The organism is Kosakonia sp. SMBL-WEM22 (genome assembly GCF_014490785.1).
In the GTDB taxonomy this organism is placed as follows: domain Bacteria; phylum Pseudomonadota; class Gammaproteobacteria; order Enterobacterales; family Enterobacteriaceae; genus Kosakonia.
In genome coordinates, this window is sequence record NZ_CP051488.1 from 2,782,096 (window position 1) to 2,804,498 (window position 22,403).

Here is a 22,403-nt window from a genome sequence, read left to right on the forward strand (position 1 = left end):
ATTCCTGTCAGGATGGCGCTATTTGGAAATCACGCGTATTCCGTTAACGTCAAGAAAGATATTCGCTTCCAGCGCATCTTCTGACGATTTCCAGAACTCATAGAAGTGAGACTCCCCCTGTACCGGAAGCGGCAGGGAGATTCGCCATTTTTTGCCGTCCAGCGCCTGATACTCCGCCATCACGCCAATGTAGCGCGCTTCAGGCGAACTGTTGCCAGAGAGCGTCTTTGACAGCTGACCGGGCATCAGGAAGAACTCATCACTGTTCAGCAGATTGCCGCCCAGTGCGCTATCAGCATTGTTTTGCAGCGACCAGAAATCGGCGGACATAAATGTCGCGTCCGATTTCAACAGCAACACCCTGACTTTGAGGGGAGCGGACTCATTGATTTGCGGATGAGCCCTGAACTGAAGGTTATAGCTGGTAGGTACGCTGTGTGAAGACGATCCACAACCGCTGGCCAGGGTGGCCAGCACAAAGAAAAACACCAGGCTAATCTGGCGTACAACCGAATTATTATTCATAGCAGGTACTCATCACGGCTGGATTAATCGATGATCCAGGTCCCGGATTTTGCGTTTTTACAAGCTTTACCGCTGCCATCGACCGTCACGCAGTTCGTTTTTTTGCGCTTAACTCGGTGACTGTCATTACGTACGGTTTTTTCATACAGTTCGCTTTTAACGACTGCACGCATCGGCACATAGCCAATCAGCTCTTCCTGACCTTCATCAGCCAGCGCCATCCAGAAGTGTTCAACCTGACCAAGTACAACATAGGTTTTGCCCGCATCCAGCTGGCGAATCACTTTGCCACCAAAATCGGGTTTGCTCATGACAGAGGCTGGATAGAGTGCGCGGTAATCCTGTTTAACCGGTTCGAACTCCTTAGGCGGCTGAACAGCATAACGGTGGGTAAGGGTTACGCCATTTACTTCACTGGTAACAATGGTGTCGTCGGAAGGAGCGGGTTCCGGATGTTTTACACAGCCTGAGACGCCAAAAACAAAAAGAAGAGCCAATACGATTCGCATGTTCATAAGGTTGGTTCCATTGCAAATATATTACTGTGTTGACGTGCATCGTTATGGAGAGGGGAAATGAAGCCGTTATGAATGACTCAGTTCCTTGTCCAATATACGACCTGATAATGAATTAAGGGCATAGCTACCGCACGAGCCTGTCCGCAAGGACCGCCGCAACAATATTACTTTCCATTGACTATCGTGACATGATTTTACAGATCGGATAATTCAATTCAATATCATTGCCGAGCCGTTGAAAAACTATTACTTAATTCTTTTGCAAATTAGGATAAATCTCAAGAAATAATTTCACTTAAGCACCTGAACGGCAAAATTTTGTTCTGAAAGGAATCCTTTGGCGCCAATCATAATCCTAAAGTAATGAATAAAAATAAAAATTTTATATGCATAATGCCTTAGTATACAGCCTGAAATATGAGATAGGACAATTCCTAAAAATCAATTATGGCAAAGCAATACTACAATATCTGGTAGCTTATATTCCACTTTGGCAGGATAACCTTTGCCTTGAGAATGTTTATTTGGGACTTTTCTTCGCCACCGTCCGTTTTTTTGCGAAATATATCGCCATTTGCTGCAATTATTACTGAGACAGGATAGTTACAAACAAAACTATTACCATGGTAAATCTCTTTTGCAAGGCGTCGGTCTTCTTTATTTCATTTAGCGTGACTTAACTCTAATAAAGTCTGATTAACCGAATCCATTCAGCTTGCAAGTGATGGTTAAAAATGTCGCTGTCTGGTGTACTCTCTCTGATATGTCCATTCGCCTTCCTATACTTACTCCCCTGCTCCTACGCAGTATTATTCGAACAATCCCTTAGGCAGTTACGATAGGTAATTTCTCCGTATTGACACAAAATGCCGGGTGGCGCACGCGAATTGCCGTAGATTCGTCTATGGTTTGGTCAAGATTGAATGCAGCGCCCTGCTGCTTGCTCGCTAAGGAGACGTCAATGATCAAACCTGTTTTGCACCAGCCGCGCACCCTCATTTTAGTAATGCAACTAGCATTGGGTGGAACATTGTTTGCTGCAAATGCCCCAACGTTCGCGGCTGAGGCGCAAAACCCGCCGCAAACGCCTGACATTCTTCTCGGTCCACTATTCAGCGATGTGCAAAGCGCAAAACTTTTCCCCGATCAAAAAACTTTTGCCGACGCGGTTCCCAAGAGCGACCCACTGATGATTCTCGCGGATTACCGCATGCAACGTAACCAGAGCAGCTTTGATCTGCGCCATTTCGTTGAGGTGAACTTCACGCTGCCGGAAAAAGGCAAGCCGTATGTACCGCCTGCCGGACAGAATTTGCGCGAGCATATCGATGGCTTATGGTCAGAACTGACGCGTACAACTGATAGCGCGGGTAAATGGGACTCATTGTTACCCTTACCGAAACCCTATGTTGTGCCCGGGGGGCGTTTTCGCGAAGTCTATTATTGGGATAGCTACTTTACTATGCTCGGCCTTGCGGAAAGCGGCCACTGGGACAAAATCGAAGATATGGTTGCTAACTTCGGGTATGAAATTGATACCTGGGGACATATCCCGAATGGCAACCGCAGCTACTACCTCAGCCGTTCTCAACCCCCCTTCTTCTCATTGATGGTGGAGTTACTGGCAACCCATGATGGCGATGAGGCTCTGAAAACGTGGTTGCCGCAAATGGAGAAAGAGTATCAGTACTGGATGGAGGGTGGAGATACGCTGCAACCGGGCGAGGCGAACAAGCGCGTGGTGAAATTGAGCGATGGTAGCCTGCTCAACCGTTACTGGGATGACTCCTCAACGCCACGTCCGGAGTCATGGCTGGCAGACGTCACGACGGCGAAAAACAACCCGAACCGCCCGGCAACGGAGATCTACCGTGATTTACGCGCCGCGGCGGCTTCCGGCTGGGACTTTAGCTCCCGCTGGATGGACGATCCTGAACAGCTTGGTACGATTCGCACCACCACCATTGTGCCGGTCGATCTCAATGCGCTGATGTTTAAGATGGAGAAGATGCTCTCGCGGGCGTATCAGGTCTCTGGCGATAGCGCCAAAGCGAGCCACTACGATGCGCTGGCAGCCGCGCGGCAAAAAGCCATCGAGGCCAATCTGTGGAATGCGAAAGAGGGTTGGTACGCCGATTACGATCTGAAAACCAAAAAGGTGCGCAATCAGCTGACGGCTGCAGCCCTCTATCCGCTATTTGTTAATGCCGCAGCAAAAGATCGCGCCGACAAAGTGGCGGCGGTGACCGAAGCACGTCTGTTAAAAGCGGGCGGTATCACCACTACTACCGTAAAAAGTGGTCAACAGTGGGACGCGCCGAACGGTTGGGCGCCGTTGCAGTGGGTTGCAGCCGCCGGGTTGCAGAACTATAACCATCAAAAACTGGCGATGAGTGTCAGCTGGCGCTTCCTGACCAACGTTCAGCACACCTACGATCGCGAGCAGAAGCTGGTAGAAAAATATGATGTCAGCTCCACCGGTACGGGCGGCGGCGGCGGTGAATACCCGCTGCAGGATGGGTTTGGCTGGAGTAACGGTGTTACGCTAAAAATGCTCGATCTTATCTGTCCGAAAGAGAAACCGTGCGACAGCGTGCCGCAGCAAGAGCCTCGGGAAAGTACCGCGCCTGTCGCTGAGCCGGCAGCCCAGAAAGTGGCGCAGTAACGTATAAAAAAAGGCCGCATCACAATGCGGCCTTTTTTCAGTGAGGAGTGATTACCGGCGTAACAGGCGGAAGACCGCCAGCACCACAATCGCGCCGATCACCGCGACGATAAAGCTGTGCATGTTGAAACCTGTAATGTCACCGCCATAACCGAACATTGTCGCCAGCCATCCACCGACTACTGCCCCGACGATCCCCAGAACACAGGTCAGAATGAAGCCGCCGCCATCGCGCCCTGGCATAATGAATTTCGCGATAACACCTGCAATCAGGCCAAATAGAATCCACGCGAGAATACCCATATTCACTTCTCCTTTTCGTTTATGACGTGTAAATGAACACACCACCTTGCAGTGCGTTGCGTAAAGTATAGATGTCTTGCGCAAAAGCGCTGTCATCTCACAGACTTAATTCAAAATTTAATGAAATAATTCCTACCATTTGTATTAAGTTCTGGCATAGATTGCCGATAAACCATCGACGTTGTGTCAGTATCGAGGAGCCATTCGGCGTGAGCAATTACAGTGAGCAGTTCCTGAAACAAAATCCTCTGGCCGTGCTGGGTGTGTTACGCGACCTGCAAAAAACGCAGGTGCCGGTTTGTATCAGTTGGGGTAGCGGTCAATTTATTAGCAAAATCCTCGAGGTGAATCCCGAGGCGCTGGTGATGGATTTTGGCAGTCAGGAGTATGAAAACAGCGCTGTGCAGCGTGCCGGTAAAGTGACCATTACCGCTGAAACCCATGGTGCAAAGGTTGAGTTCACGCTTAATGCGCTCACCACCGGCAATTATCAGGATCTGCCTGCGTTTATCACAACGCTTCCAGAAACGCTGTGGTTTATTCAACGTCGTGAATATTTCCGTATTAGCGCCCCACTTCACCCAGCTTACTTCTGCAAAGCGAAATTGCCCGATAAGAGCCAGCTGCGCTTTCGTCTGTTTGACCTTTCACTGGGCGGCATGGGTGCGCTGCTTGATGGTGAGCTGCCAGAGAATGTGCAGCCAGGTATGCGCTTTTCACAGGTTGAACTGGATATGGCATCGTGGGGTCAGTTCTACTTTGACGCACAGCTGATCGCGGTGGGCGAGCGCAAAGTTGTGGATGGGAAAAATGACACCATCGCCACGCCAAGACTGAGCTTCCGTTTTTTAAATGTCAGCCCGGGCGTGGAGCGCGAACTCCAGCGCATTATTTTTGCGCTGGAGCGTGAGGCGCGCGAACGCGCCAGCCGGGTACGCTGATTACATCGCATCCATCGCTTTTTGTACTTTCCAGATGTAACGCGGGGCTTGCGGTGCGGGGTGTTTTTCCGCTACGTGCTGCAAAAATCCCTTCGGACTTAACGAGTTGATTTCGTCAATCGCCTCCTGGCGGTCTGAAGAGAAGGTGCGCAGCAGCGCACCCGCGCCATTGACATATGAGACCACCAGCGCGTATTGCATCACCAGCGGATCCTTGATGCCGGCAAGCGGTCCATGTTCAAGAATGCTTAGATAGGCCGCTCCCATCGAGATATTACGCTCCGGGTTTTTCAGCTCACGCGTTGAAGGTTGTCCGCTCCAGCCCATACGACGATAGACTTCGCGTCCCGCCGTTGACGCTTTGAGCTGCATTAAACCCACCGCATTTGATTTACTCACCAGCTCCGGGTTGCCCCCGGACTCCACAGCGATCATCGCCGTAATCAGTTCCGGGCTAACCCCCCACGAGGCACCAGCTTTTTCAGTAATCGGCATCCACTGCATCGCTCTTTTGACCGGCACTTCAGGGTTCCAGTCGGGATTACGATAATCCTGTTTTGTCGAGCTACAGCCCGCCAGTAGCACCACTAAAAAGGCAAACCATCTTAATTTCACGCCAGAAAATCCTTATATAAGCTGTACATCACGGCGGATGACAATGACCAGGGTTAGCGGCATGATAACTGTTTGTTTAAAGATGTCAGCAAGGAAATGCCATGTCCACTTTCCATTTAGTTGCCCCCTCCGGGTACTGCATTAACCAGCGTGCTGCGGCGCTGGCCGTTGAACGGCTAACCTGCGAGGGCCATCAGGTCAATAACCAACAAGTGATTACGCGGCGTGAAGAACGTTTTGCCGGTAGCGAAGCTGAAAGGCTGGCGGACATCAATGACCTCCCCCGTCTGGTTGGGGAGAATCTGATTGTTATGCCGGTGCGCGGTGGCTACGGCGCAAGCCGCCTGTTGGCGGACATTGACTGGCAGGCGCTGGTCGAACGCCAGCAGCAGCAGCCGCTGGTAATTTGCGGCCACAGCGACTTTACCGCTATCCAGTGTGGCCTGCTGGCGGCGGGCGGCACCATCACCTTTAGCGGCCCAATGCTGGCGGGCAACTTTGGTGCCGAACCGCTTAACGCATTTACTCAAGAGCACTTCTGGCGAGCTATACGCAATAAAACCTACACCGTTGAGTGGGACGGCGACGGGCCGCGTTGCCATGCAGAAGGCACATTATGGGGCGGGAATCTGGCGATGCTGACCTCGTTAATCGGCACACCGTGGTTGCCAGCGGTGCCCGGCGGCATTTTGGTGGTTGAGGATATCAACGAGCACCCTTACCGCGTCGAGCGCATGCTGTTGCAACTGCTCTATAGTGGAATTCTGGCGCAGCAGCGCGCGCTGATCCTCGGTAGTTTTTCCCATGCGCAACCCAACGATTACGATGCGGGCTACACTTTAGAGAAGATGGTAGCCTGGCTCCGCTCACGGGTGGCAATTCCGGTTATCGCCGGGCTTGACTTTGGTCACGAGGCGAAAACCGTTACCTTGCCGCTAGGCGCGCACGCCATATTGCAACACACTGAAAAATCGACGCTGACCCTCACGGGCCATCCCACAATCTCGACATAAAAAAAGCCTTTAATGCCCTTATAAAATTGCTTTTTCTGCCGTTATTATAATGTGCCGTAATAAATCCCGGTCCATGCCGGGATCTCACCGAGAAGAGAAGGAGATGCAAACCATTGGACGCTGGGGCGATAATTAGTCTGTTTATTCTGGGTTCTGTACTGGTAACCTGCAGTATTTTATTGAGTTCGTTCTCATCCCGCCTTGGTATTCCGATTCTGGTCATTTTTCTGGCGATTGGTATGCTGGCAGGCGTTGACGGCATCGGTGGCATTCCCTTTGACAACTACCCCCTGGCCTATATGGTCAGTAACCTGGCACTGGCGATCATCCTGCTCGACGGCGGTATGCGTACGCGCGCCAGCTCTTTTCGCGTTGCCCTTGGCCCCGCGCTCTCGCTGGCGACCATCGGCGTGCTTATTACTTCCGGACTGACCGGTATGATGGCGGCCTGGCTCTTCAAGCTCAACATTATGGAAGGCTTCCTGATTGGCGCGATAGTCGGCTCAACCGATGCGGCGGCGGTCTTCTCGCTACTCGGCGGTAAAGGGCTGAACGAGCGTGTCGGCTCGACGCTGGAGATTGAGTCCGGCAGCAACGATCCGATGGCGGTGTTTCTGACCATCACGCTAATCGAAATGATTCAGACCCGACACGCCGAGATAGATGTCACTTTCTTCCTGCATATTCTGCGCGAGTTCGGCCTCGGCGTTCTGCTGGGTGGCGCGGGCGGTTACTTACTGCAACAGATGATTAACCGTATTGCCCTGCCGCCCGGCCTCTATCCTTTATTAGCGCTGAGCGGCGGGATTCTGGTTTTCTCTGTCACCACGGCGCTGCACGGCAGCGGCATTCTGGCAGTTTATCTATGCGGTTTTGTGCTCGGCAATCGCCCTATTCGCAACCGTTTCGGCATTCTGCAAAACTTCGATGGACTCGCGTGGCTGGCACAAATTGCCATGTTCCTCGTGCTCGGTCTGCTGGTGACGCCATCCGATTTGATGCCGATTGCCCTCTCTGCGCTGATCCTCTCTGCGTGGATGATCTTTATCGCCCGTCCGCTCTCTGTGTTTGCCAGCCTGCTCCCTTTCCGTGGCTTTAACCTGCGCGAACGCGTCTTTATCAGCTGGGTGGGGCTACGTGGCGCGGTGCCGATTATTCTTGCCACCTTTCCGATGATGGCTGGGCTGGATAACGCCCGTCTCTTCTTTAATGTTGCTTTCTTCGTGGTGCTCATTTCGCTCCTGTTCCAGGGAACCTCGCTGGGCTGGGCGGCGAAAAAAGCGAAAGTGGTGGTTCCGCCGGTGGGCTGGCCGGTATCGCGCGTCGGGCTGGATATCCACCCCGATAACCCCTTCGAGCAGTTCGTCTACCAACTGAGCGCCGACAAGTGGTGCGTTGGCGCGGCGCTGCGCGATTTACACATGCCGGAAGAGACGCGCATTGCGGCGCTGTTCCGCGATAATAGCTTGCTGCACCCAACCGGCAGTACCCGGTTACGTGAAGGCGACGTGCTGTGCGTCATTGGTCGCGAAAAAGATCTTCCTGCTCTCGGGAAACTCTTTAGCGAGTCGCCGCCGGTGTCACTCGATCAACGCTTCTTTGGCGACTTTATCCTCGAAGCGAATGCCAAATTTGCCGACATTGCGATGATTTACGGTCTCGATGAGGGGCTTGAACATCGCGATAACCAGCAAACTCTTGGAGAGATTGTCCAGCAGCTACTCGGCGCCGCTCCGGTGGTCGGCGATCAGGTTGAGTTTGCCGGCATGATCTGGACGGTGGCGGAGAAGAGTGAAAACGCGGTATCAAAAGTGGGTGTGAAAGTGGTGGAAAGCGAGGCGGAGTAAGCGCCTCGCCGAAAGTTACATTGTCACAACAGGCACGCGCGGCGCCAGGGCGCACATCAGTTCATACCCAACCGTATTCGCCGCCGCTGCCACATCATCAATCTTGATCTCACTCCCCCACAGTTCGACCGGCGCGCCGATGCTGGCATGCGGGCACGGAGTAAGATCGACCGTTAACATATCCATCGAGACTGCGCCAACCACCGTGGTGCGAATGCCATCCACCAGCACCGGCGTGCCAGTGGGTGCCTGGCGCGGGTAACCATCCGCATAACCACATGCCACTACGCCGATGCGTTGCTCCGTTTGCGCGCGGTAGCGACATCCGTAGCCAACCGCATCGCCGCTCTTCAGCGTCTGTACGGCAATGATTTCACTACTGAGTGTCATCACCGGGCGAATGCCGCTGTTTGCCACATCCTGCCATCTGCCTGATGGAGAGGCACCGTAGAGAATAATGCCGGGCCGAACCCAGTCAAAATGCGCTTCCGGATGCCACAACGTCGCGGCTGAGTTAGCAAGAGATCGCGGTAATGACAGCCCTTCCGCCGCCTGCTCTATGCGTCGCATCGGCTGGGAAATGCCGTCCGGGCGCTCCGCTTCGGCAAAGTGCGACATTAGCGTGATATTACCGACGCTGGCAAAACTGCTTAGCTGCTGCCAGACGCTGTGTACGCGCTCCGGCAGAAAACCGAGGCGATTCATACCGCTGTTGATTTTGAGGTAGACGTCAAGCGGTGCCTGGAGCTTCGCATTTTTCAGCAGATTAAGCTGCCAGTTACTGTGAACTCCGCTGGTAAGCCGATACTGGTCATAAAGCGCCAGCTCCTCTGCGTCGAAAAAACCCTCCAGCATTAAAAGTGGCCCTTTCCAGCCGCGCTCGCGTAGCAGGATCGCCTCTTCAAGATTGAGCATGGCAAAGCCATCGGTTTTATTGAGCGCTGACCAGATACGCTCCAGACCGTGGCCGTAGGCATTTGCCTTCACCACCGACCAGACTTTGGCATTGGGTGCCGCGCGACGCACTATTTGCAAGTTATTGGCTAACGCCTGTAAATCAAGGGTTGCAAGAACCGGACGTGACATGTCTATTCCTTACGGCTGTCAGCTATGTACACCATGGAGATGTTGGGCTCGCGCAGGCGTGAACCCCGGAAGATAACGCGCCACGCTCAGATCATCTGCGGCAATCGCAGGTGTGTTGCCGGTCATCAGATCGCTAAGTAGCTGGCCGGAGCCGCAGGCCATTGTCCAGCCTAACGTTCCGTGGCCGGTATTGAGCCACAGGTTTTTAAACGGCGTGCGGCCAACTACCGGTGTACCATCCGGCGTCATTGGGCGTAAACCGGTCCAGAAGGTCGCCTCTTCAACATGCCCGCCGCGCGGGAAGAGATCGCGCACCACCATCTCCAGCGTTTCACGTCGCGGTTGTAACAGCTCGGTATTAAACCCGACAATCTCTGCCATGCCGCCGACGCGAATGCGCTGATCGAAGCGCGTAATGGCGATTTTGTAGGTCTCATCAAGAATGGTTGAAACCGGTGCGCCATCCTCTTGCGCCACCGGAATGGTCAGCGAGTAGCCCTTAAGCGGGTAAACCGGAATATCGACGATCCCCTTCAGCAGGCCGGTGGACCAGGATCCAAAAGCCATCACGTACGCATCGGCTTTTACCACCTCTTCGCCGCACTTCACGCCATAGATCTTTTCGCCCTCATACAGCAGGCGATCAACCGGCGTATTGAAGCGGAACACGACTCCGGCCGCTTCGGCCATCTGCGCCAGCCGCTGCGTAAAGAGCTGGCAATCGCCGGTTTCATCGTTTGGCAGTCGCAGGCCGCCGGTCAGTTTGTGCGCCACTTCGCCCAGTGCCGGTTCCACCTCGGCCAGACGCGCCGACTCCAGCAGCTGGTAAGGTACGCCAGCTTCCTGTAATACAGCGATATCACGGGTGGCGTTCTCATACTGTTCGGCGGTGCGGAAGAGTTGCAGCGTCCCGCCCTGCCGCCCTTCATACTGGATGCCGGTGGTTTCACGCAGCAGTTTCAGACAATCGCGGCTATATTCAGCCAGACGCACCATGCGCCCTTTGTTTTCCATATAGTGCCGGGTGTCGCAGTTGCGCAGCATTTGCCACATCCATTTCAGCTGCGATGAAGAGCCATCAAGCTTAATGGCGAGCGGCGCATGGCGCTCAAACATCCATTTGATCGCTTTCAGCGGCACGCCGGGCGCGGCCCACGGTGCGGCATAGCCGGGTGAAATCTGCCCGGCGTTGGCGGCACTGGTTTCCAGAGCAGGCCCCGGCTGACGATCGATTACGGTGACATCATGTCCGGCCTGGCGTAAATACCAGGCGCTGGTGACGCCGACAACGCCGCTGCCCAATACAACAACTCGCATATCCCTTCTCCCGTGAGTAAAGCACAATCATCTGATTACAAATTGATAACTCAGATGAAAATATTATTCAACATATGGCTTTTTTATGGTGACACCCCTCACAACATCGCCGTCTGGTAAGGGCTGCGAATATTCAGCATCTCCTGCTGCGCACTCTATCGCCGCAGCACAATATTTTGTCACCATGCCCTTTTACGCGGTAAGCGAGCGGGAATATCGTGAAGATTTGGTGAGGACTGGCGTACAGTTTTAAATCAGTGTTCTATGCTTGAAATGAGACGCTCCATAGAGAGAGTGTCGAGAACAATGAGGGCGCGCTAATGGCTACGATTGACTCAATGAATAAGGATTCTATTCGTCTGAGCGATGGACCCGACTGGACATTCGAACTGCTGGATGATTACCTGGCAGAGATTGACCGGGTGGCGAAACTCTACCGGCTGGATACCTATCCGCATCAAATCGAAGTGATCACCTCAGAACAGATGATGGATGCCTACTCAAGCGTCGGCATGCCTATCAATTATCCCCACTGGTCGTTCGGCAAAAAGTTTATTGAAACTGAACGGCTCTATAAGCATGGCCAGCAAGGCCTGGCCTACGAAATTGTGATTAACTCCAATCCCTGCATCGCTTATCTGATGGAGGAGAACACCATCACCATGCAAGCGCTGGTGATGGCGCATGCCTGTTACGGACACAACTCGTTCTTTAAAAATAACTATCTGTTCCGCAGCTGGACCGATGCCAGCTCGATTGTGGATTACCTGATCTTCGCGCGCAAATACATCACTGATTGCGAAGAGCGCTATGGGGTGGTGGAAGTGGAAAAACTGCTCGACTCCTGCCACGCGCTGATGAATTACGGCGTCGACCGCTATAAGCGTCCGCAGAAAATCTCGCTGCAGGAGGAGAAAGCGCGGCAAAAAAGCCGGGAAGAGTATCTACAAAGCCAGGTGAACATGTTGTGGCGCACCCTGCCGAAACGCGATGAAGAGGTTGCTGTCGCTCAGGCGCGCCGCTACCCGGCCGAGCCGCAGGAGAACCTGCTCTACTTTATGGAGAAGAATGCGCCACTGCTGGAGCCGTGGCAGCGCGAGATCCTGCGCATCGTGCGCAAAGTGAGCCAATATTTTTATCCACAGAAACAGACCCAGGTGATGAACGAGGGGTGGGCCACGTTCTGGCACTACACCATCCTCAACCACCTGTATGACGAAGGGAAAGTGACCGACCGCTTTATGTTGGAGTTTCTGCACAGCCACACCAATGTGGTGTTTCAGCCGCCCTACAATAGCCCGTGGTACAGCGGCATTAACCCTTACGCGCTCGGTTTTGCCATGTTCCAGGATATTAAGCGCATCTGCCACTCCCCGACGGAAGAGGATCGCTACTGGTTCCCGGATATTGCCGGTTCTGACTGGCTGGAAACGCTCCATTTCGCCATGCGTGATTTCAAAGATGAGAGCTTTATCAGTCAGTTTATGTCGCCGAAGATAATGCGCGATTTCCGCTTCTTTAGCGTGCTGGATGACGATCGCAATAACTACCTGGAGATTGCCGCGATCCATAACGAAGAGGGCTATCGCGAGATCCGCTCGAAGCTTTCCTCCCAGTACAACTTGAGCAATCTTGAACCGAATATACAGGTCTGGAACGTCGATCTGCGCGGCGATCGTTCGCTGACGCTGCGGTATATTCCGCACAATCGCGCCCCGCTCGATAAAGGGCGTCGCGAAGTGCTGAAACATGTACATCGCTTGTGGGGATTTGATGTTCTGCTCGAACAGCAAAACGAAGATGGCAGCGTAGAGTTGCTGGAGCGCTGCCCGCCGCGAAGCAACGTGCTGTGATATAAAAAACCCCTCACGACGAGGGGTTTTTTATTACTATCGCCCCTGTAGCGCGAGATCGCCAGGCATCGTTTTCTGCATCTTATGCCAGATCTCCCCGCTGTCATGACCGTAGCGACGAACCAGTTCGTACACCTGGTCATGCTGGGCATGTTCGCAGACCTCAGCCAGCCGATGATAGAAACCAAGCGCCAGGCTGCGCGCTTCCGGGCTGGAGAAGTAGTGGCGACCAATGCGGGTATAGAGTCCCTTCATGCCGTTGAGGATCAAACCATAGATCGGGTTGCCAGAAGCAAACGCCAGCCCGCGAAAAATGTTGTAATCCAGCTCAGCAAACGCATCGGCGTGATCCTCTACTTCACGCGCGGTGGCGAGCACCTTTAACGCATCTTCAGGATGCTGGCGAAACGCAGTGCGAATGAAAATCGTGGAAATGTTGGTACGCACGGACAGTAAATTATCGATCAACTGCGGTACGCTTTCGTGGTCCAGACGTGCCAGCGTTTCCAAAATATTCAGGCCTGAGGTTTCCCAGAAATTGTTCACTTTTGTCGGTTTGCCATGCTGGATAGTGAGCCAGCCATCCCGGGCAAGTCGCTGCAGAACTTCACGCAGTGTGGTACGAGTGACGCCAATCAGTTCAGAGAGCTCGCGTTCAGCAGGAAGAATCGATCCAGGGGGAAAGCGACTGTTCCAGATACTTTCAATAATGTACTCTTCCGCGAAACCCGCCGGGCTCTGCGCCTTAATGACCATATAAGATTTCCATAACACAGCTAAGCAATGAGCACTCATCATACCAAAGCATGCAGTGGGCAGGTAGCGTAGGGTAGGAAGAAAAAAGGCGATCAACGTATTATTTTGACGAATTTGCTACATGAATATTTCGCGCAAATATGGCTTAAATCCAAATAATTAACCGAAGATCGGTCAACACGGCGTAGGGGATGTTTCACTTTTCGCTGACTAAACATTCCATTACGCATTATTTTGCCCCCGCTAGTGGCCTTGAGATTGATTTCGTTTACACTGCGGTCTCTACGCATCTCCAGGGAAATGATTATGTTGCGATATTTAAATAAGTGCTCACACGGGCGCGGCGCCTGGCTGCTGATGGCGTTAACTGCCTTTGCGCTTGAGATGACGGCGCTGTGGTTCCAGCATGTCATGCTGTTAAAACCGTGTGTGTTATGCATTTACGAACGCTGCGCACTCTTCGGCGTAATGGGTGCTGGTATTGTCGGTGCGATTGCGCCAAAAACGCCGCTTCGCTTCGCCGCTCTTGCTATCTGGATCTACAGCGCTATACGCGGCATCCAGCTGGCGTGGGAACACACGCAGATCCAGCTTCATCCCTCACCTTTTATGACCTGCGATTTTGCCGCACGCTTCCCGAGCTGGCTACCGCTGGATAAGTGGCTGCCGCAGGTGTTTGTCGCCTCCGGCGACTGTGCGCAACGTCAATGGGAGTTTTTGTCGCTGGAGATGCCGCAGTGGCTGCTGGGCATCTTTGTCGCCTATCTGGTGGTGGCGCTACTGGTGCTGATTGCACAGTTCTTTAAACCGAAAAAACGCGATCTGTTTGGTCGATAAAAAAACGCTCCTTCGGGAGCGTTTTATTGTGGATGAAGGGGGAAAACAGAGTCTCAATCCGCCCAATCTGGTTTGTTCAAAATATGGGCTTGCCAGTCGCGCACTTCAGACTCTTTCACCGCAATGTGGCGAACCGAAATACGCTCAGCGTGCATCGCCGCTTTTGACCCGGTACGCAGCGGATGCCAGACCGGCAAATTTTTCCCCTCCGCCAGTAAGCGGTAAGCGCAGCTTGGCGGCAGCCATTCGAAGGTCGGCAAATTCTCACGGGTCAGCTTAATACAGTCCGGTTCATACTCGAAACGGCGCTCGTAGTTACGGCACTGGCAGGTTTTGATATTTAACTGGCGGCAGGCGACGTTGGTAAAGTAGATCTCGTCAGTGTCTTCATCCATCAGTTTATGCAGGCAGCACTGACCGCAGCCGTCACAGAGCGACTCCCACTCTGCGTCCGTCATTTGGTCGAGAGTTTTGTTTTGCCAGAAAGGGGTGTCGCTCATAATAAAATCCGCCGTTGGTAACCAGGGTGCACCTTATAACCACTCTGGCAGAGGGATGCAAGTTTTGCCGCCCAAATGCGCGGCAAAAGCATTACAGCACGCGGGTCGAAAGGGAAAGACCGTTAAAGCGTAGCGCGAGCTCATCGCCGCTGCTGAGCGGGCCGACCCCTTCCGGGGTGCCGGTAAGGATCACATCCCCCGCTTTCAGCGTGAAAAATTTGCTCATATAAGCAATCAGCGGCACGATCTTGTGGATCATATCTGAAGTGCTGCCCTGCTGGCGGATCTCGCCGTTAATTTTCAGTTCCAGCGAGGTATTTTGCGGATCGCTTTCAAACTCAGCGGCCGGAACAAACCCCGAGATAGGGCAGGCATTATCAAACCCTTTCGCTTTCTCCCACGGCTGTCCCGCTTTCTTAAGTTTGCTCTGCAGGTCGCGTGCGGTCAGATCCAGCGCCACACCGTACCCCGCTATCGCTTTTTGAACATGCTCTTCGGTGGCATGGCGCAGCGTTGCACCAATTAACACCGCCAGTTCAATTTCATGATGCACCGAGCCAAGCTCAGTTGGCAGCACCAGCGGCTGGCGAAGATCGCACAGTGCGGATTCAGGTTTAATAAACAGCACCGGCTCATCCGGCGTCGCGCTGCCCATCTCCTTTATATGCTTCGCATAGTTACTGCCGACGCACACCACTTTACTCACCGGGTAATCCAGCAGAGCGCCCTGCCAGTTATGATGTTGATACATGTTTAGCCTCTCCGGTAACACGTTGAACATGAGCGAAAAATGACTATCCGCGCCACCCGGCGGTTTGTCAAATCGCAAAATGAGAGGGGGTGAGAGAATAAAAAAGAGACGGCGGAATAATCCGCCGCCTTTAGAGAGGGTTATTGCTTACCGTTTGCCGCGAGATGGGCTTTAAGTAAATTTTCCGGCGGCGGTGGCATCTGTAAATAATATCCCTGCTCAGCGAGCGCGGTTTTTACTTTTTCTAAATCCGCGCCAGCTAATTTTTTACTGCCATCAAGGGGTAAAATCATCGCTAACTGCGGTTGGCCAAAACTTTGCATTAATGTTTCCGGTACGCGAGAAAAATCGTCTCTTTTCTCAACATAGAGATAGGTCTGTTCACGCCTGGCACTTCGATAGATCACACAAAACATACTTTTACTCGGAATTAGGAGGTGGTTACTTGCCTGAATATAACAGGGACTATAACATGCCCGGTAGTCTTCGGAATATCACCCCGTTTTCGGGTGTTTAGAGCAAAATGAGTAAGGTCAGGATGTCAAACACGCCCATCGAGCTTAAAGGCAGTAGTTTTACCTTATCCGTGGTTCATTTGCATGATGCAAAACCCGAGGTTATTCGTCAGGCGTTAGAAGACAAAATCGCTCAGGCTCCTGCTTTTTTGCAGCATGCTCCCGTGGTGGTGAATGTCTCAGCACTGGAAGGCCCCATTGACTGGCCGCAGCTGCAAAAAAGTATTGCAGCCACAGGCCTGCATGTGGTTGGTATCAGCGGCTGCAAAGACGCTGAACTTAAAGCGGAAATTGAACGCGCCGGCTTCCCCATTCTGTCGGAAGGCAAAGAGAAAGCGCAGCCGCGTCCGGAGCCCGTTGCTGAACCGGTATCCGTCGCTACGCCGGCCATTAAAACACGGCTGATTGATACCCCGGTTCGCTCAGGTCAGCGTATTTATGCGCAGAACTGCGATCTGATTGTTACCAGCCACGTGAGTGCAGGTGCGGAGTTGATTGCCGATGGCAATATCCATGTCTACGGCATGATGCGCGGGCGCGCGCTGGCAGGCGCAAGCGGTGATAATGAAGCACAAATATTTTGTACCCACCTGACGCCGGAGCTGGTCTCTATCGCAGGCGAGTACTGGCTGAGCGATCAAATCCCGGCCGAATTTTATGGCAAAGCGGCGCGTCTGCAGCTCGCAGGTAACGCTTTGACAATTCAACCCTTAGATTAAGCCCTTTTAACAAGGAACTCCTATGGCACGCATTATTGTTGTTACTTCGGGTAAAGGGGGCGTTGGCAAGACCACCTCCAGCGCGGCCATCGCTACTGGTTTAGCCCAGAAGGGCAAGAAAACGGTTGTTATCGACTTCGATATTGGCCTACGTAACCTTGACCTGATCATGGGCTGCGAGCGCCGCGTTGTATACGATTTCGTTAACGTTATCCAGGGCGACGCAACGCTGAATCAGGCGTTGATTAAAGATAAGCGCACTGAAAACCTCTATATTCTCCCGGCATCGCAGACGCGCGACAAAGACGCCCTCACCTATGAAGGCGTTGATAAGGTATTAGAAGATCTGAAAAAAATGGACTTCGACTTTATCGTCTGTGACTCACCGGCTGGCATCGAAACCGGCGCGCTGATGGCGCTCTACTTCGCCGATGAAGCCATTATCACCACTAACCCCGAAGTCTCGTCCGTGCGTGACTCTGACCGTATTCTGGGGATTCTGGCTTCCAAATCACGTCGTGCGGAGAGAGGTGAAGAGCCGATTAAAGAGCATCTGCTGCTCACCCGCTACAACCCGGGCCGCGTTAACCGTGGTGACATGTTGAGCATGGAAGATGTGCTGGAAATTCTGCGCATCAAACTGGTTGGCGTGATCCCGGAAGATCAGTCTGTACTGCGGGCCTCTAACCAGGGCGAGCCGGTTATTCTGGATGCTAATGCTGACGCCGGTAAAGCGTATGCCGATGCCGTGGAACGTCTGCTGGGAGAAGAACGTCCTTTCCGCTTCATAGAAGAAGAGAAGAAAGGTTTCCTCAAACGCCTGTTCGGAGGATAAGTTATGGCATTACTCGACTTTTTTCTCTCCAGAAAAAAGAATACCGCCAGCATCGCTAAAGAACGCCTGCAGATTATTGTTGCAGAGCGCCGCCGCAGCGACGCTGAACCCCACTATTTGCCGCAGCTGAAGCGCGATATTCTGGAAGTCATCTGTAAATATGTGCAGATCGATCCGGAAATGGTCACGGTGCAGCTGGAGCAGAAAGGGGACGATATTTCTATTCTGGAGTTGAACGTCACGTTGCCAGAAGCGGAAGAGACGAAATAATCTCCGCAATAAGCGCAATTAAAAAAGGCAGAATAAATTCTGCCTTTTTTATTTCCTCACCGAAAGACACTGTAATTATTCACAGTCTTATTGCGGATACTCTGCTAATAACGCATTGAGTCGATCGGCCATCAATTCACCGCGCCAGCCGCTAATTAATTCCGGCAGGCTGGTTTGCGTTTTCAGTTTCCAGTGCCAGTTTAATAACTGATTAATCTGCCGACGCGATGCCAGCAACTCTACGCTAATATTTTCACTTTCACTGATTGTCTGGACCAGCGCTTTAATCGCTTTAAACGCTTTGCGATAGCCGGGCATGTCCATCAGATTACGCAGCGGCTCTGGCAGTGACGCTTCCGGCAACTCCTGCGCCTGCGCGACCAGCGCCAGCAAGGTTTTACCGTGGAAACGGATTTCACTACCTGAAAGACCGAGGCTATCCAGCTCGCCGAGGCTGCCTGGCATGTAGCGCGCAACTGCCCAGAGATTCTCTTCGCGCACCACAAAGTTGACGGCCATGTCGCGCTCGCGCGCCTTGCGCAGACGCCATGAGGCCAGCAGTTGCAAACAGGCCAGCTGGCGCGGGCGCAGCTGCCAGGCATTGGTGATTTCACGCCATGCTTCATCCGGTGCCAGCACCTCCTGGCGGCGCTGCATCATTAAACGACACTCGTCGAGCGCGGCAGCCAGTCTGCCCGCCTGCTCGGTCTCTGCCAGCAGTTTCCCTGCGATAGGCAACAGGTACCAGACATCCGCCGCCGCATAGTCACATTGACGCTCGGTAAGCGGACGCGCCAGCCAGTCGGTGCGGGATTCGCTTTTATCAATCACCGTCCCGGTAAACTCCTCTACCATTGAGGCAAAGCCCCATGACATCGGACGACCGCAGAATGCCGCGAGGATCTGCGTATCAATCATCGGCTGTGGCTGTACACCAAACGTATTGAGGAACACTTCCAGATCTTCGCTTCCCGCGTGCAGATACTTGGTGATCGCACTATTGGTGAGCAGGTCGCGAAACGGCTTCCAGTCGGTAATAGTCAGCGGATCGATAAGCGTGACACGCTCGCCGTCATACATCTGCAGCAGACCCAATTGCGGGTAGTAAGTGCGGGTGCGGACAAATTCCGTATCGAGGGCAATGGCTGGAAATGCACTGGCAGATTCACATATGGCTGCCAGCGCGTCGTTCGTCGTTATCATCTGGTAATTCAAATCATTTTCTCTTCAGTTTGCGCCCATAAAAAACGCCGGCTTTAACCGGCGTTCGGGAGGCTAACGGATAGCTCAGGCGTTATTGTCCACTTTGGCGCGCGCTTCGTCACGTAATTCTCGTCGCAAAATCTTTCCGACGTTCGATTTCGGCAGCTCCGGGCGGAACTCCACCTGCTTCGGCACTTTGTAGCCGGTAAGCTGTCGGCGGCAGAAGGCGATCAGCGCCTCTTCAGTCACGGAAGCCTCTTTTTTCACCACAAAGAGTTTCACCGCTTCACCGCTGTTGGCGGATGGCACACCAACGGCAGCCACTTCCAGCACGCCGGGGTGCTGCATCACCACATCTTCGATCTCGTTCGGATAGACGTTGAAACCGGAGACCAGAATCATATCTTTCTTGCGATCGACAATGCGCAGGAACCCTTCGTCATCCATTACCGCAATATCGCCGGTGTGCAGCCAGCCATCACGCAGGATCTCATCGGTTGAATCAGGACGCTGCCAGTAGCCAAGCATCACCTGCGGCCCTTTAATACAAAGCTCGCCCGGTTCCCCCGGTGCGACTTCATTATTGTCGTCATCCACCAGCTTCGCTTCGGTCGACGGCACCGGCAGGCCAATGCTGCCGCTGTGGTAGTCAATATCGTGCGGGTTGACGCTCACCAGCGGCGAGCATTCGGTCAGACCATATCCTTCCAGCAGATACTGCCCGGTCAGTTTGACCCAACGGTCTGCTACCGCCTGTTGCACCGGCATGCCGCCGCCCGCAGAGAGGTGCAGTGAAGAGAAGTCGAGCTTTCTGAACTCCTCATTATTAAGCAGCGCGTTAAACAGCGTGTTCACGCCAGTCATGGCGGTGAAGGGGTATTTGCCCAGCTCTTTCACCAGCCCCGGAATATCGCGTGGGTTGGTGATCAGCAGGTTCTGTCCGCCCAGCTCGATAAACAGCAGGCAGTTCATGGTCAAGGCGAAGATGTGATAGAGCGGCAGCGCGGTGACTACCAGCTCTTTACCACGATGCAGTAGCGGCCCGTAAGTGGCGTTCACCTGTTCGAGGTTAGCCAGCATATTACGGTGGGTGAGCATCGCCCCTTTCGCCACACCGGTGGTGCCGCCGGTATATTGCAGAAACGCAAGATCCTCGCACACCAGTTCCGGTTTAACATACTGCATGCGGTAGCCGTTTTGCAGCGCGCGGCGAAACGAGATGGCATCCGGCAGGTGATATTTCGGCACCAGTCGTTTGATATATTTAACGACAAAGTTAACCACCGTACCCTTTGCCGTTGAGAGCTGATCGCCCATGCGGGTCAGGATGACATGGCGCACCTGGGTTTTGTCGACAATCTTCTCCAGCGTGTGGGCAAAGTTGGAGACAATGACAATTGCCGCCGCGCCGCTGTCATTAAGCTGATGCTCAAGCTCACGGGGCGTGTAGAGCGGGTTAACGTTAACCACAATCATTCCGGCACGCAAAATCCCGAACAGCGCGACGGGATATTGCAGCAGGTTTGGCATCATCAGCGCCACACGATCGCCTTTTTGCAGGCCAAGCCCCTCCTGAAGGTAGGCGGCAAATGCCCGGCTGCGCTCCTCCAGTTTACGGAAGGTCATCACCTCGCCCATGTTGATAAACGCCGGCTGGTCGGCATAACGGGCTGCTGAGTGTTCAAATAATTCAACCAGGGATTGATAACGGTCAGGGTTGATCTCCGCAGGCACATCGGCGGGATAACGATTTAACCAAACCTTTTTCAATGCATCACCTCTAAAATGAGTGTTTGTTGTCATCGCAGCCCCAGTTAATAAACAAGAAATTAACATAATATTAACTCAGCGTACCAGTTTGAAAATTAACCGGACGGAAGGTTGCGAAGCGCGTCACTAATTATTTTTGTCATCGAATACAGGAAACAAAAACAGCGGCCGGGCCGCTGTTTATTTTTCCTGTCAAAACAAGAAATTACTCTGTTACGACCGTTTGTACACGAGCGGGTTCGGGCGGATACCAGCCCCAGGGACCGTAGCCTGTACGCCAGGGATAGGGCCCCGGACCGGAGAACCACGGGTCGAGCGGCTGTGGCGGCATCATGATTTGCTGCTGCAGACGCCAGCGTTTATAGCCGTTCACCTGCATCACCATATAGGTGTAAGAAGCGCTGCCAACTTTGCCCGCTTCGGTGCCGGTAATCGGCCCCACTACGGTGACCAGTTGATTACGGAAATCGACCGGGTCAACAAATCCATTGATGTCCGCGTAGATGCGCCCGACAGAGGGCTCACCCAGCACCGGGCGCGCGCCTTCATCCAGCGGGACAGAGGCGATCTCCAGCCGGGTTTTGCCCTGCTGATTGATCACATTGATCACTTTCCCGCCGAAGCGCCCCTCCTGTCCAACATAGAGCGTTGGCGCATTCATCACCCGCACTAGATCTTGCTGCGGTGTCGGGCTGGTGCCCTTGATCGCATCCGGCACCGTTACGCACCCACTTAACGCTACCGTTACCAGCCCTGCCAGTAACAGCTGCATAAACCCTTTTTGACCCGCCATCATGCGACCCCTTAACTCAGTTAGTACTACTGAGATTCATTCCCGGCCAGGAAGTTTCTTCCACGCCACTTCGTTACGCAAATAAACTGGCTCCGCCTGTTCAACGGCGACAGACTTCTGCGCTTCAAAGAGTTGACGGGCGATGGGCAACATATCTTCCGCAGCGGGCAGTAACATCTCGCCGTCGGTCAGCGTAAGGGGGCTATTGGCGGCCAGATCTGGCCATGCGCCCCAGCCGGTGCCCACCATCGCCCAGCTGCCTTCCAGCTGCTGCAAACGTCCGCTTACCGCCTCAGGTTTTAGCACCGCTTCCGTCTCTTCACCGTGCCAGACACCGTCAGCATCGCGCTGATACTCCGCCCAGTAGACTTCGCCCATGCGGGCATCAATGGCGGCCAGCACACGGGTCGCACCGGTTTTACGCCAGGCACCCTGCGCCATCGTCGCCAGCGTCGAGACGCCAATCATTGGCAGCTCCGCGCCGAGCGCCAGCCCCTGCGCGATACCAATACCGATACGCACGCCGGTAAAGCTGCCGGGCCCGCGGCCGAAAGCCAGCGCGTCGAGATCCGTAAGCCTGACCTCGGCGTCGGCAAGGGCAGCTCTGACCAGCGGCAGAATGCGTTGAGTATGTTCACGAGGGCAGAGTTCGAAGTGAGCGAAGGTCGTACCGTCATTCCACAGGGCAACAGAACAGGCTTCTGTGGCGGTATCAATAGCCAGAATTCGCATGGGTATAGCAGTCCAGATTCAACAAAATGGCGCGCATCT

23 protein-coding genes are annotated in these 22,403 nt (G+C 53.5%); 9 read left to right on the forward strand and 14 right to left on the reverse strand.

Features of this window, described 5'->3' with window-relative positions; all coding sequences use genetic code 11:
• Positions 1-18 precede the first annotated feature (18 nt).
• Both tssJ and HF650_RS13195 read right to left on the reverse strand, forming a co-directional pair.
• Entirely contained in the window at positions 19-525 is a 507-nt protein-coding gene (gene tssJ, locus HF650_RS13190; protein WP_042711793.1) for a type VI secretion system lipoprotein TssJ, read from the reverse strand.
• A gap of 23 nt (positions 526-548) precedes the next feature.
• A complete protein-coding gene (locus tag HF650_RS13195) occupies positions 549-1,040 on the reverse strand; it encodes an SH3 domain-containing protein (RefSeq protein WP_187799064.1) in 492 nt (163 codons plus the stop codon).
• A gap of 964 nt (positions 1,041-2,004) precedes the next feature.
• Here HF650_RS13195 and HF650_RS13200 point away from each other — a divergent pair.
• Positions 2,005-3,708 carry an alpha,alpha-trehalase gene (locus HF650_RS13200; protein WP_187799065.1) on the forward strand — a complete coding sequence of 568 codons (1,704 nt, stop codon included), beginning with the start codon at positions 2,005-2,007 and terminating at the stop codon, positions 3,706-3,708.
• Positions 3,709-3,759: 51 nt separating this feature from the next.
• On the opposite strand, the gene HF650_RS13205 is transcribed toward HF650_RS13200, so the two are convergent.
• On the reverse strand, positions 3,760-4,011 hold the full coding sequence (locus HF650_RS13205) for a GlsB/YeaQ/YmgE family stress response membrane protein (RefSeq protein WP_187799066.1): 252 nt from the start codon (positions 4,009-4,011) through the stop codon (positions 3,760-3,762).
• 209 nt (positions 4,012-4,220) lie between these two features.
• Between HF650_RS13205 and HF650_RS13210 the strand changes: the two genes are divergently transcribed.
• Entirely contained in the window at positions 4,221-4,952 is a 732-nt protein-coding gene (locus HF650_RS13210; RefSeq protein WP_187799067.1) for a flagellar brake protein, read from the forward strand.
• Here HF650_RS13210 and emtA read toward each other — a convergent pair whose 3' ends face one another.
• A complete protein-coding gene (emtA, locus tag HF650_RS13215; RefSeq protein WP_128482762.1) occupies positions 4,953-5,567 on the reverse strand; it encodes a membrane-bound lytic murein transglycosylase EmtA in 615 nt (204 codons plus the stop codon).
• A 101-nt stretch (positions 5,568-5,668) separates the two neighbouring features.
• Here emtA and ldcA point away from each other — a divergent pair, with 101 nt between their 5' ends.
• Complete coding sequence (ldcA, locus tag HF650_RS13220; RefSeq protein ID WP_187799068.1) at positions 5,669-6,580, forward strand: muramoyltetrapeptide carboxypeptidase; 912 nt, start codon at positions 5,669-5,671, stop codon at positions 6,578-6,580.
• A gap of 113 nt (positions 6,581-6,693) precedes the next feature.
• Positions 6,694-8,427 carry a potassium/proton antiporter gene (locus tag HF650_RS13225; protein WP_187799069.1) on the forward strand — a complete coding sequence of 578 codons (1,734 nt, stop codon included), beginning with the start codon at positions 6,694-6,696 and terminating at the stop codon, positions 8,425-8,427.
• Between the two features lie 15 nt (positions 8,428-8,442).
• Here the strand turns inward: HF650_RS13225 and dadX are convergent, their stop codons facing one another.
• A complete protein-coding gene (dadX, locus tag HF650_RS13230) occupies positions 8,443-9,513 on the reverse strand; it encodes a catabolic alanine racemase DadX (protein WP_187799070.1) in 1,071 nt (356 codons plus the stop codon).
• Between the two features lie 18 nt (positions 9,514-9,531).
• Complete coding sequence (locus HF650_RS13235) at positions 9,532-10,830, reverse strand: D-amino acid dehydrogenase (RefSeq protein ID WP_076770002.1); 1,299 nt, start codon at positions 10,828-10,830, stop codon at positions 9,532-9,534.
• Positions 10,831-11,150: 320 nt separating this feature from the next.
• Between HF650_RS13235 and HF650_RS13240 the strand changes: the two genes are divergently transcribed.
• Positions 11,151-12,683 carry a SpoVR family protein gene (locus tag HF650_RS13240; RefSeq protein WP_187799071.1) on the forward strand — a complete coding sequence of 511 codons (1,533 nt, stop codon included), beginning with the start codon at positions 11,151-11,153 and terminating at the stop codon, positions 12,681-12,683.
• 36 nt (positions 12,684-12,719) lie between these two features.
• On the opposite strand, the gene fadR is transcribed toward HF650_RS13240, so the two are convergent.
• Positions 12,720-13,439 carry a fatty acid metabolism transcriptional regulator FadR gene (gene fadR, locus HF650_RS13245; RefSeq protein WP_187799072.1) on the reverse strand — a complete coding sequence of 240 codons (720 nt, stop codon included), beginning with the start codon at positions 13,437-13,439 and terminating at the stop codon, positions 12,720-12,722.
• Positions 13,440-13,745: 306 nt separating this feature from the next.
• Here fadR and dsbB point away from each other — a divergent pair, with 306 nt between their 5' ends.
• Entirely contained in the window at positions 13,746-14,276 is a 531-nt protein-coding gene (dsbB, locus tag HF650_RS13250; protein WP_187799073.1) for a disulfide bond formation protein DsbB, read from the forward strand.
• Between the two features lie 53 nt (positions 14,277-14,329).
• Here dsbB and HF650_RS13255 read toward each other — a convergent pair whose 3' ends face one another.
• The 3 genes from HF650_RS13255 to HF650_RS13265 all read right to left on the reverse strand — a co-directional run bounded on the left by HF650_RS13255 (position 14,330) and on the right by HF650_RS13265 (position 15,943).
• The gene (locus HF650_RS13255) at positions 14,330-14,776 is read right to left on the reverse strand and encodes a YcgN family cysteine cluster protein (RefSeq protein WP_187799074.1); all 447 of its coding nucleotides are present in this window, start codon (positions 14,774-14,776) and stop codon (positions 14,330-14,332) included.
• Positions 14,777-14,867: 91 nt separating this feature from the next.
• A complete protein-coding gene (locus HF650_RS13260) occupies positions 14,868-15,527 on the reverse strand; it encodes a fumarylacetoacetate hydrolase family protein (RefSeq protein WP_187799075.1) in 660 nt (219 codons plus the stop codon).
• A 140-nt stretch (positions 15,528-15,667) separates the two neighbouring features.
• On the reverse strand, positions 15,668-15,943 hold the full coding sequence (locus HF650_RS13265) for a YcgL domain-containing protein (protein WP_187799076.1): 276 nt from the start codon (positions 15,941-15,943) through the stop codon (positions 15,668-15,670).
• A gap of 122 nt (positions 15,944-16,065) precedes the next feature.
• Here HF650_RS13265 and minC point away from each other — a divergent pair, with 122 nt between their 5' ends.
• The 3 genes from minC to minE are packed head-to-tail and all read left to right on the forward strand — an operon-like array spanning position 16,066 to position 17,866.
• On the forward strand, positions 16,066-16,761 hold the full coding sequence (gene minC / locus HF650_RS13270) for a septum site-determining protein MinC (RefSeq protein WP_187799077.1): 696 nt from the start codon (positions 16,066-16,068) through the stop codon (positions 16,759-16,761).
• A 22-nt stretch (positions 16,762-16,783) separates the two neighbouring features.
• A complete protein-coding gene (gene minD, locus HF650_RS13275) occupies positions 16,784-17,596 on the forward strand; it encodes a septum site-determining protein MinD (protein ID WP_187799078.1) in 813 nt (270 codons plus the stop codon).
• A 3-nt stretch (positions 17,597-17,599) separates the two neighbouring features.
• The gene (gene minE, locus HF650_RS13280) at positions 17,600-17,866 is read left to right on the forward strand and encodes a cell division topological specificity factor MinE (protein ID WP_004384978.1); all 267 of its coding nucleotides are present in this window, start codon (positions 17,600-17,602) and stop codon (positions 17,864-17,866) included.
• A gap of 87 nt (positions 17,867-17,953) precedes the next feature.
• Here minE and rnd read toward each other — a convergent pair whose 3' ends face one another.
• The 4 genes from rnd to tsaB form a co-directional block, all read right to left on the reverse strand.
• Complete coding sequence (gene rnd / locus HF650_RS13285; RefSeq protein ID WP_346014241.1) at positions 17,954-19,081, reverse strand: ribonuclease D; 1,128 nt, start codon at positions 19,079-19,081, stop codon at positions 17,954-17,956.
• Between the two features lie 72 nt (positions 19,082-19,153).
• A complete protein-coding gene (gene fadD / locus HF650_RS13290; protein WP_187799080.1) occupies positions 19,154-20,839 on the reverse strand; it encodes a long-chain-fatty-acid--CoA ligase FadD in 1,686 nt (561 codons plus the stop codon).
• A gap of 205 nt (positions 20,840-21,044) precedes the next feature.
• Entirely contained in the window at positions 21,045-21,632 is a 588-nt protein-coding gene (locus HF650_RS13295) for a Slp family lipoprotein (RefSeq protein WP_187802689.1), read from the reverse strand.
• A 36-nt stretch (positions 21,633-21,668) separates the two neighbouring features.
• Entirely contained in the window at positions 21,669-22,364 is a 696-nt protein-coding gene (gene tsaB / locus HF650_RS13300) for a tRNA (adenosine(37)-N6)-threonylcarbamoyltransferase complex dimerization subunit type 1 TsaB (RefSeq protein ID WP_187799081.1), read from the reverse strand.
• Between the last annotated feature and the right edge of the window lie 39 nt (positions 22,365-22,403).

Coding starts and splice junctions, on each gene's coding strand:
- HF650_RS13195 (WP_187799064.1), bottom strand. CDS start 1,040: ATGAACATGCGAATCGTATTGGCTCTTCTTTTTGTTTTTGGCGTCTCA.
- HF650_RS13200 (WP_187799065.1), top strand. CDS start 2,005: ATGATCAAACCTGTTTTGCACCAGCCGCGCACCCTCATTTTAGTAATG.
- HF650_RS13295 (WP_187802689.1), bottom strand. CDS start 21,632: ATGGCGGGTCAAAAAGGGTTTATGCAGCTGTTACTGGCAGGGCTGGTA.
- dadX (WP_187799070.1), bottom strand. CDS start 9,513: ATGTCACGTCCGGTTCTTGCAACCCTTGATTTACAGGCGTTAGCCAAT.
- dsbB (WP_187799073.1), top strand. CDS start 13,746: ATGTTGCGATATTTAAATAAGTGCTCACACGGGCGCGGCGCCTGGCTG.
- HF650_RS13205 (WP_187799066.1), bottom strand. CDS start 4,011: ATGGGTATTCTCGCGTGGATTCTATTTGGCCTGATTGCAGGTGTTATC.
- HF650_RS13235 (WP_076770002.1), bottom strand. CDS start 10,830: ATGCGAGTTGTTGTATTGGGCAGCGGCGTTGTCGGCGTCACCAGCGCC.
- HF650_RS13265 (WP_187799076.1), bottom strand. CDS start 15,943: ATGTTTTGTGTGATCTATCGAAGTGCCAGGCGTGAACAGACCTATCTC.
- tsaB (WP_187799081.1), bottom strand. CDS start 22,364: ATGCGAATTCTGGCTATTGATACCGCCACAGAAGCCTGTTCTGTTGCC.
- minD (WP_187799078.1), top strand. CDS start 16,784: ATGGCACGCATTATTGTTGTTACTTCGGGTAAAGGGGGCGTTGGCAAG.
- minE (WP_004384978.1), top strand. CDS start 17,600: ATGGCATTACTCGACTTTTTTCTCTCCAGAAAAAAGAATACCGCCAGC.
- fadR (WP_187799072.1), bottom strand. CDS start 13,439: ATGGTCATTAAGGCGCAGAGCCCGGCGGGTTTCGCGGAAGAGTACATT.
- tssJ (WP_042711793.1), bottom strand. CDS start 525: ATGAATAATAATTCGGTTGTACGCCAGATTAGCCTGGTGTTTTTCTTT.
- minC (WP_187799077.1), top strand. CDS start 16,066: ATGTCAAACACGCCCATCGAGCTTAAAGGCAGTAGTTTTACCTTATCC.
- ldcA (WP_187799068.1), top strand. CDS start 5,669: ATGTCCACTTTCCATTTAGTTGCCCCCTCCGGGTACTGCATTAACCAG.
- HF650_RS13260 (WP_187799075.1), bottom strand. CDS start 15,527: ATGTATCAACATCATAACTGGCAGGGCGCTCTGCTGGATTACCCGGTG.
- HF650_RS13255 (WP_187799074.1), bottom strand. CDS start 14,776: ATGAGCGACACCCCTTTCTGGCAAAACAAAACTCTCGACCAAATGACG.
- HF650_RS13240 (WP_187799071.1), top strand. CDS start 11,151: ATGGCTACGATTGACTCAATGAATAAGGATTCTATTCGTCTGAGCGAT.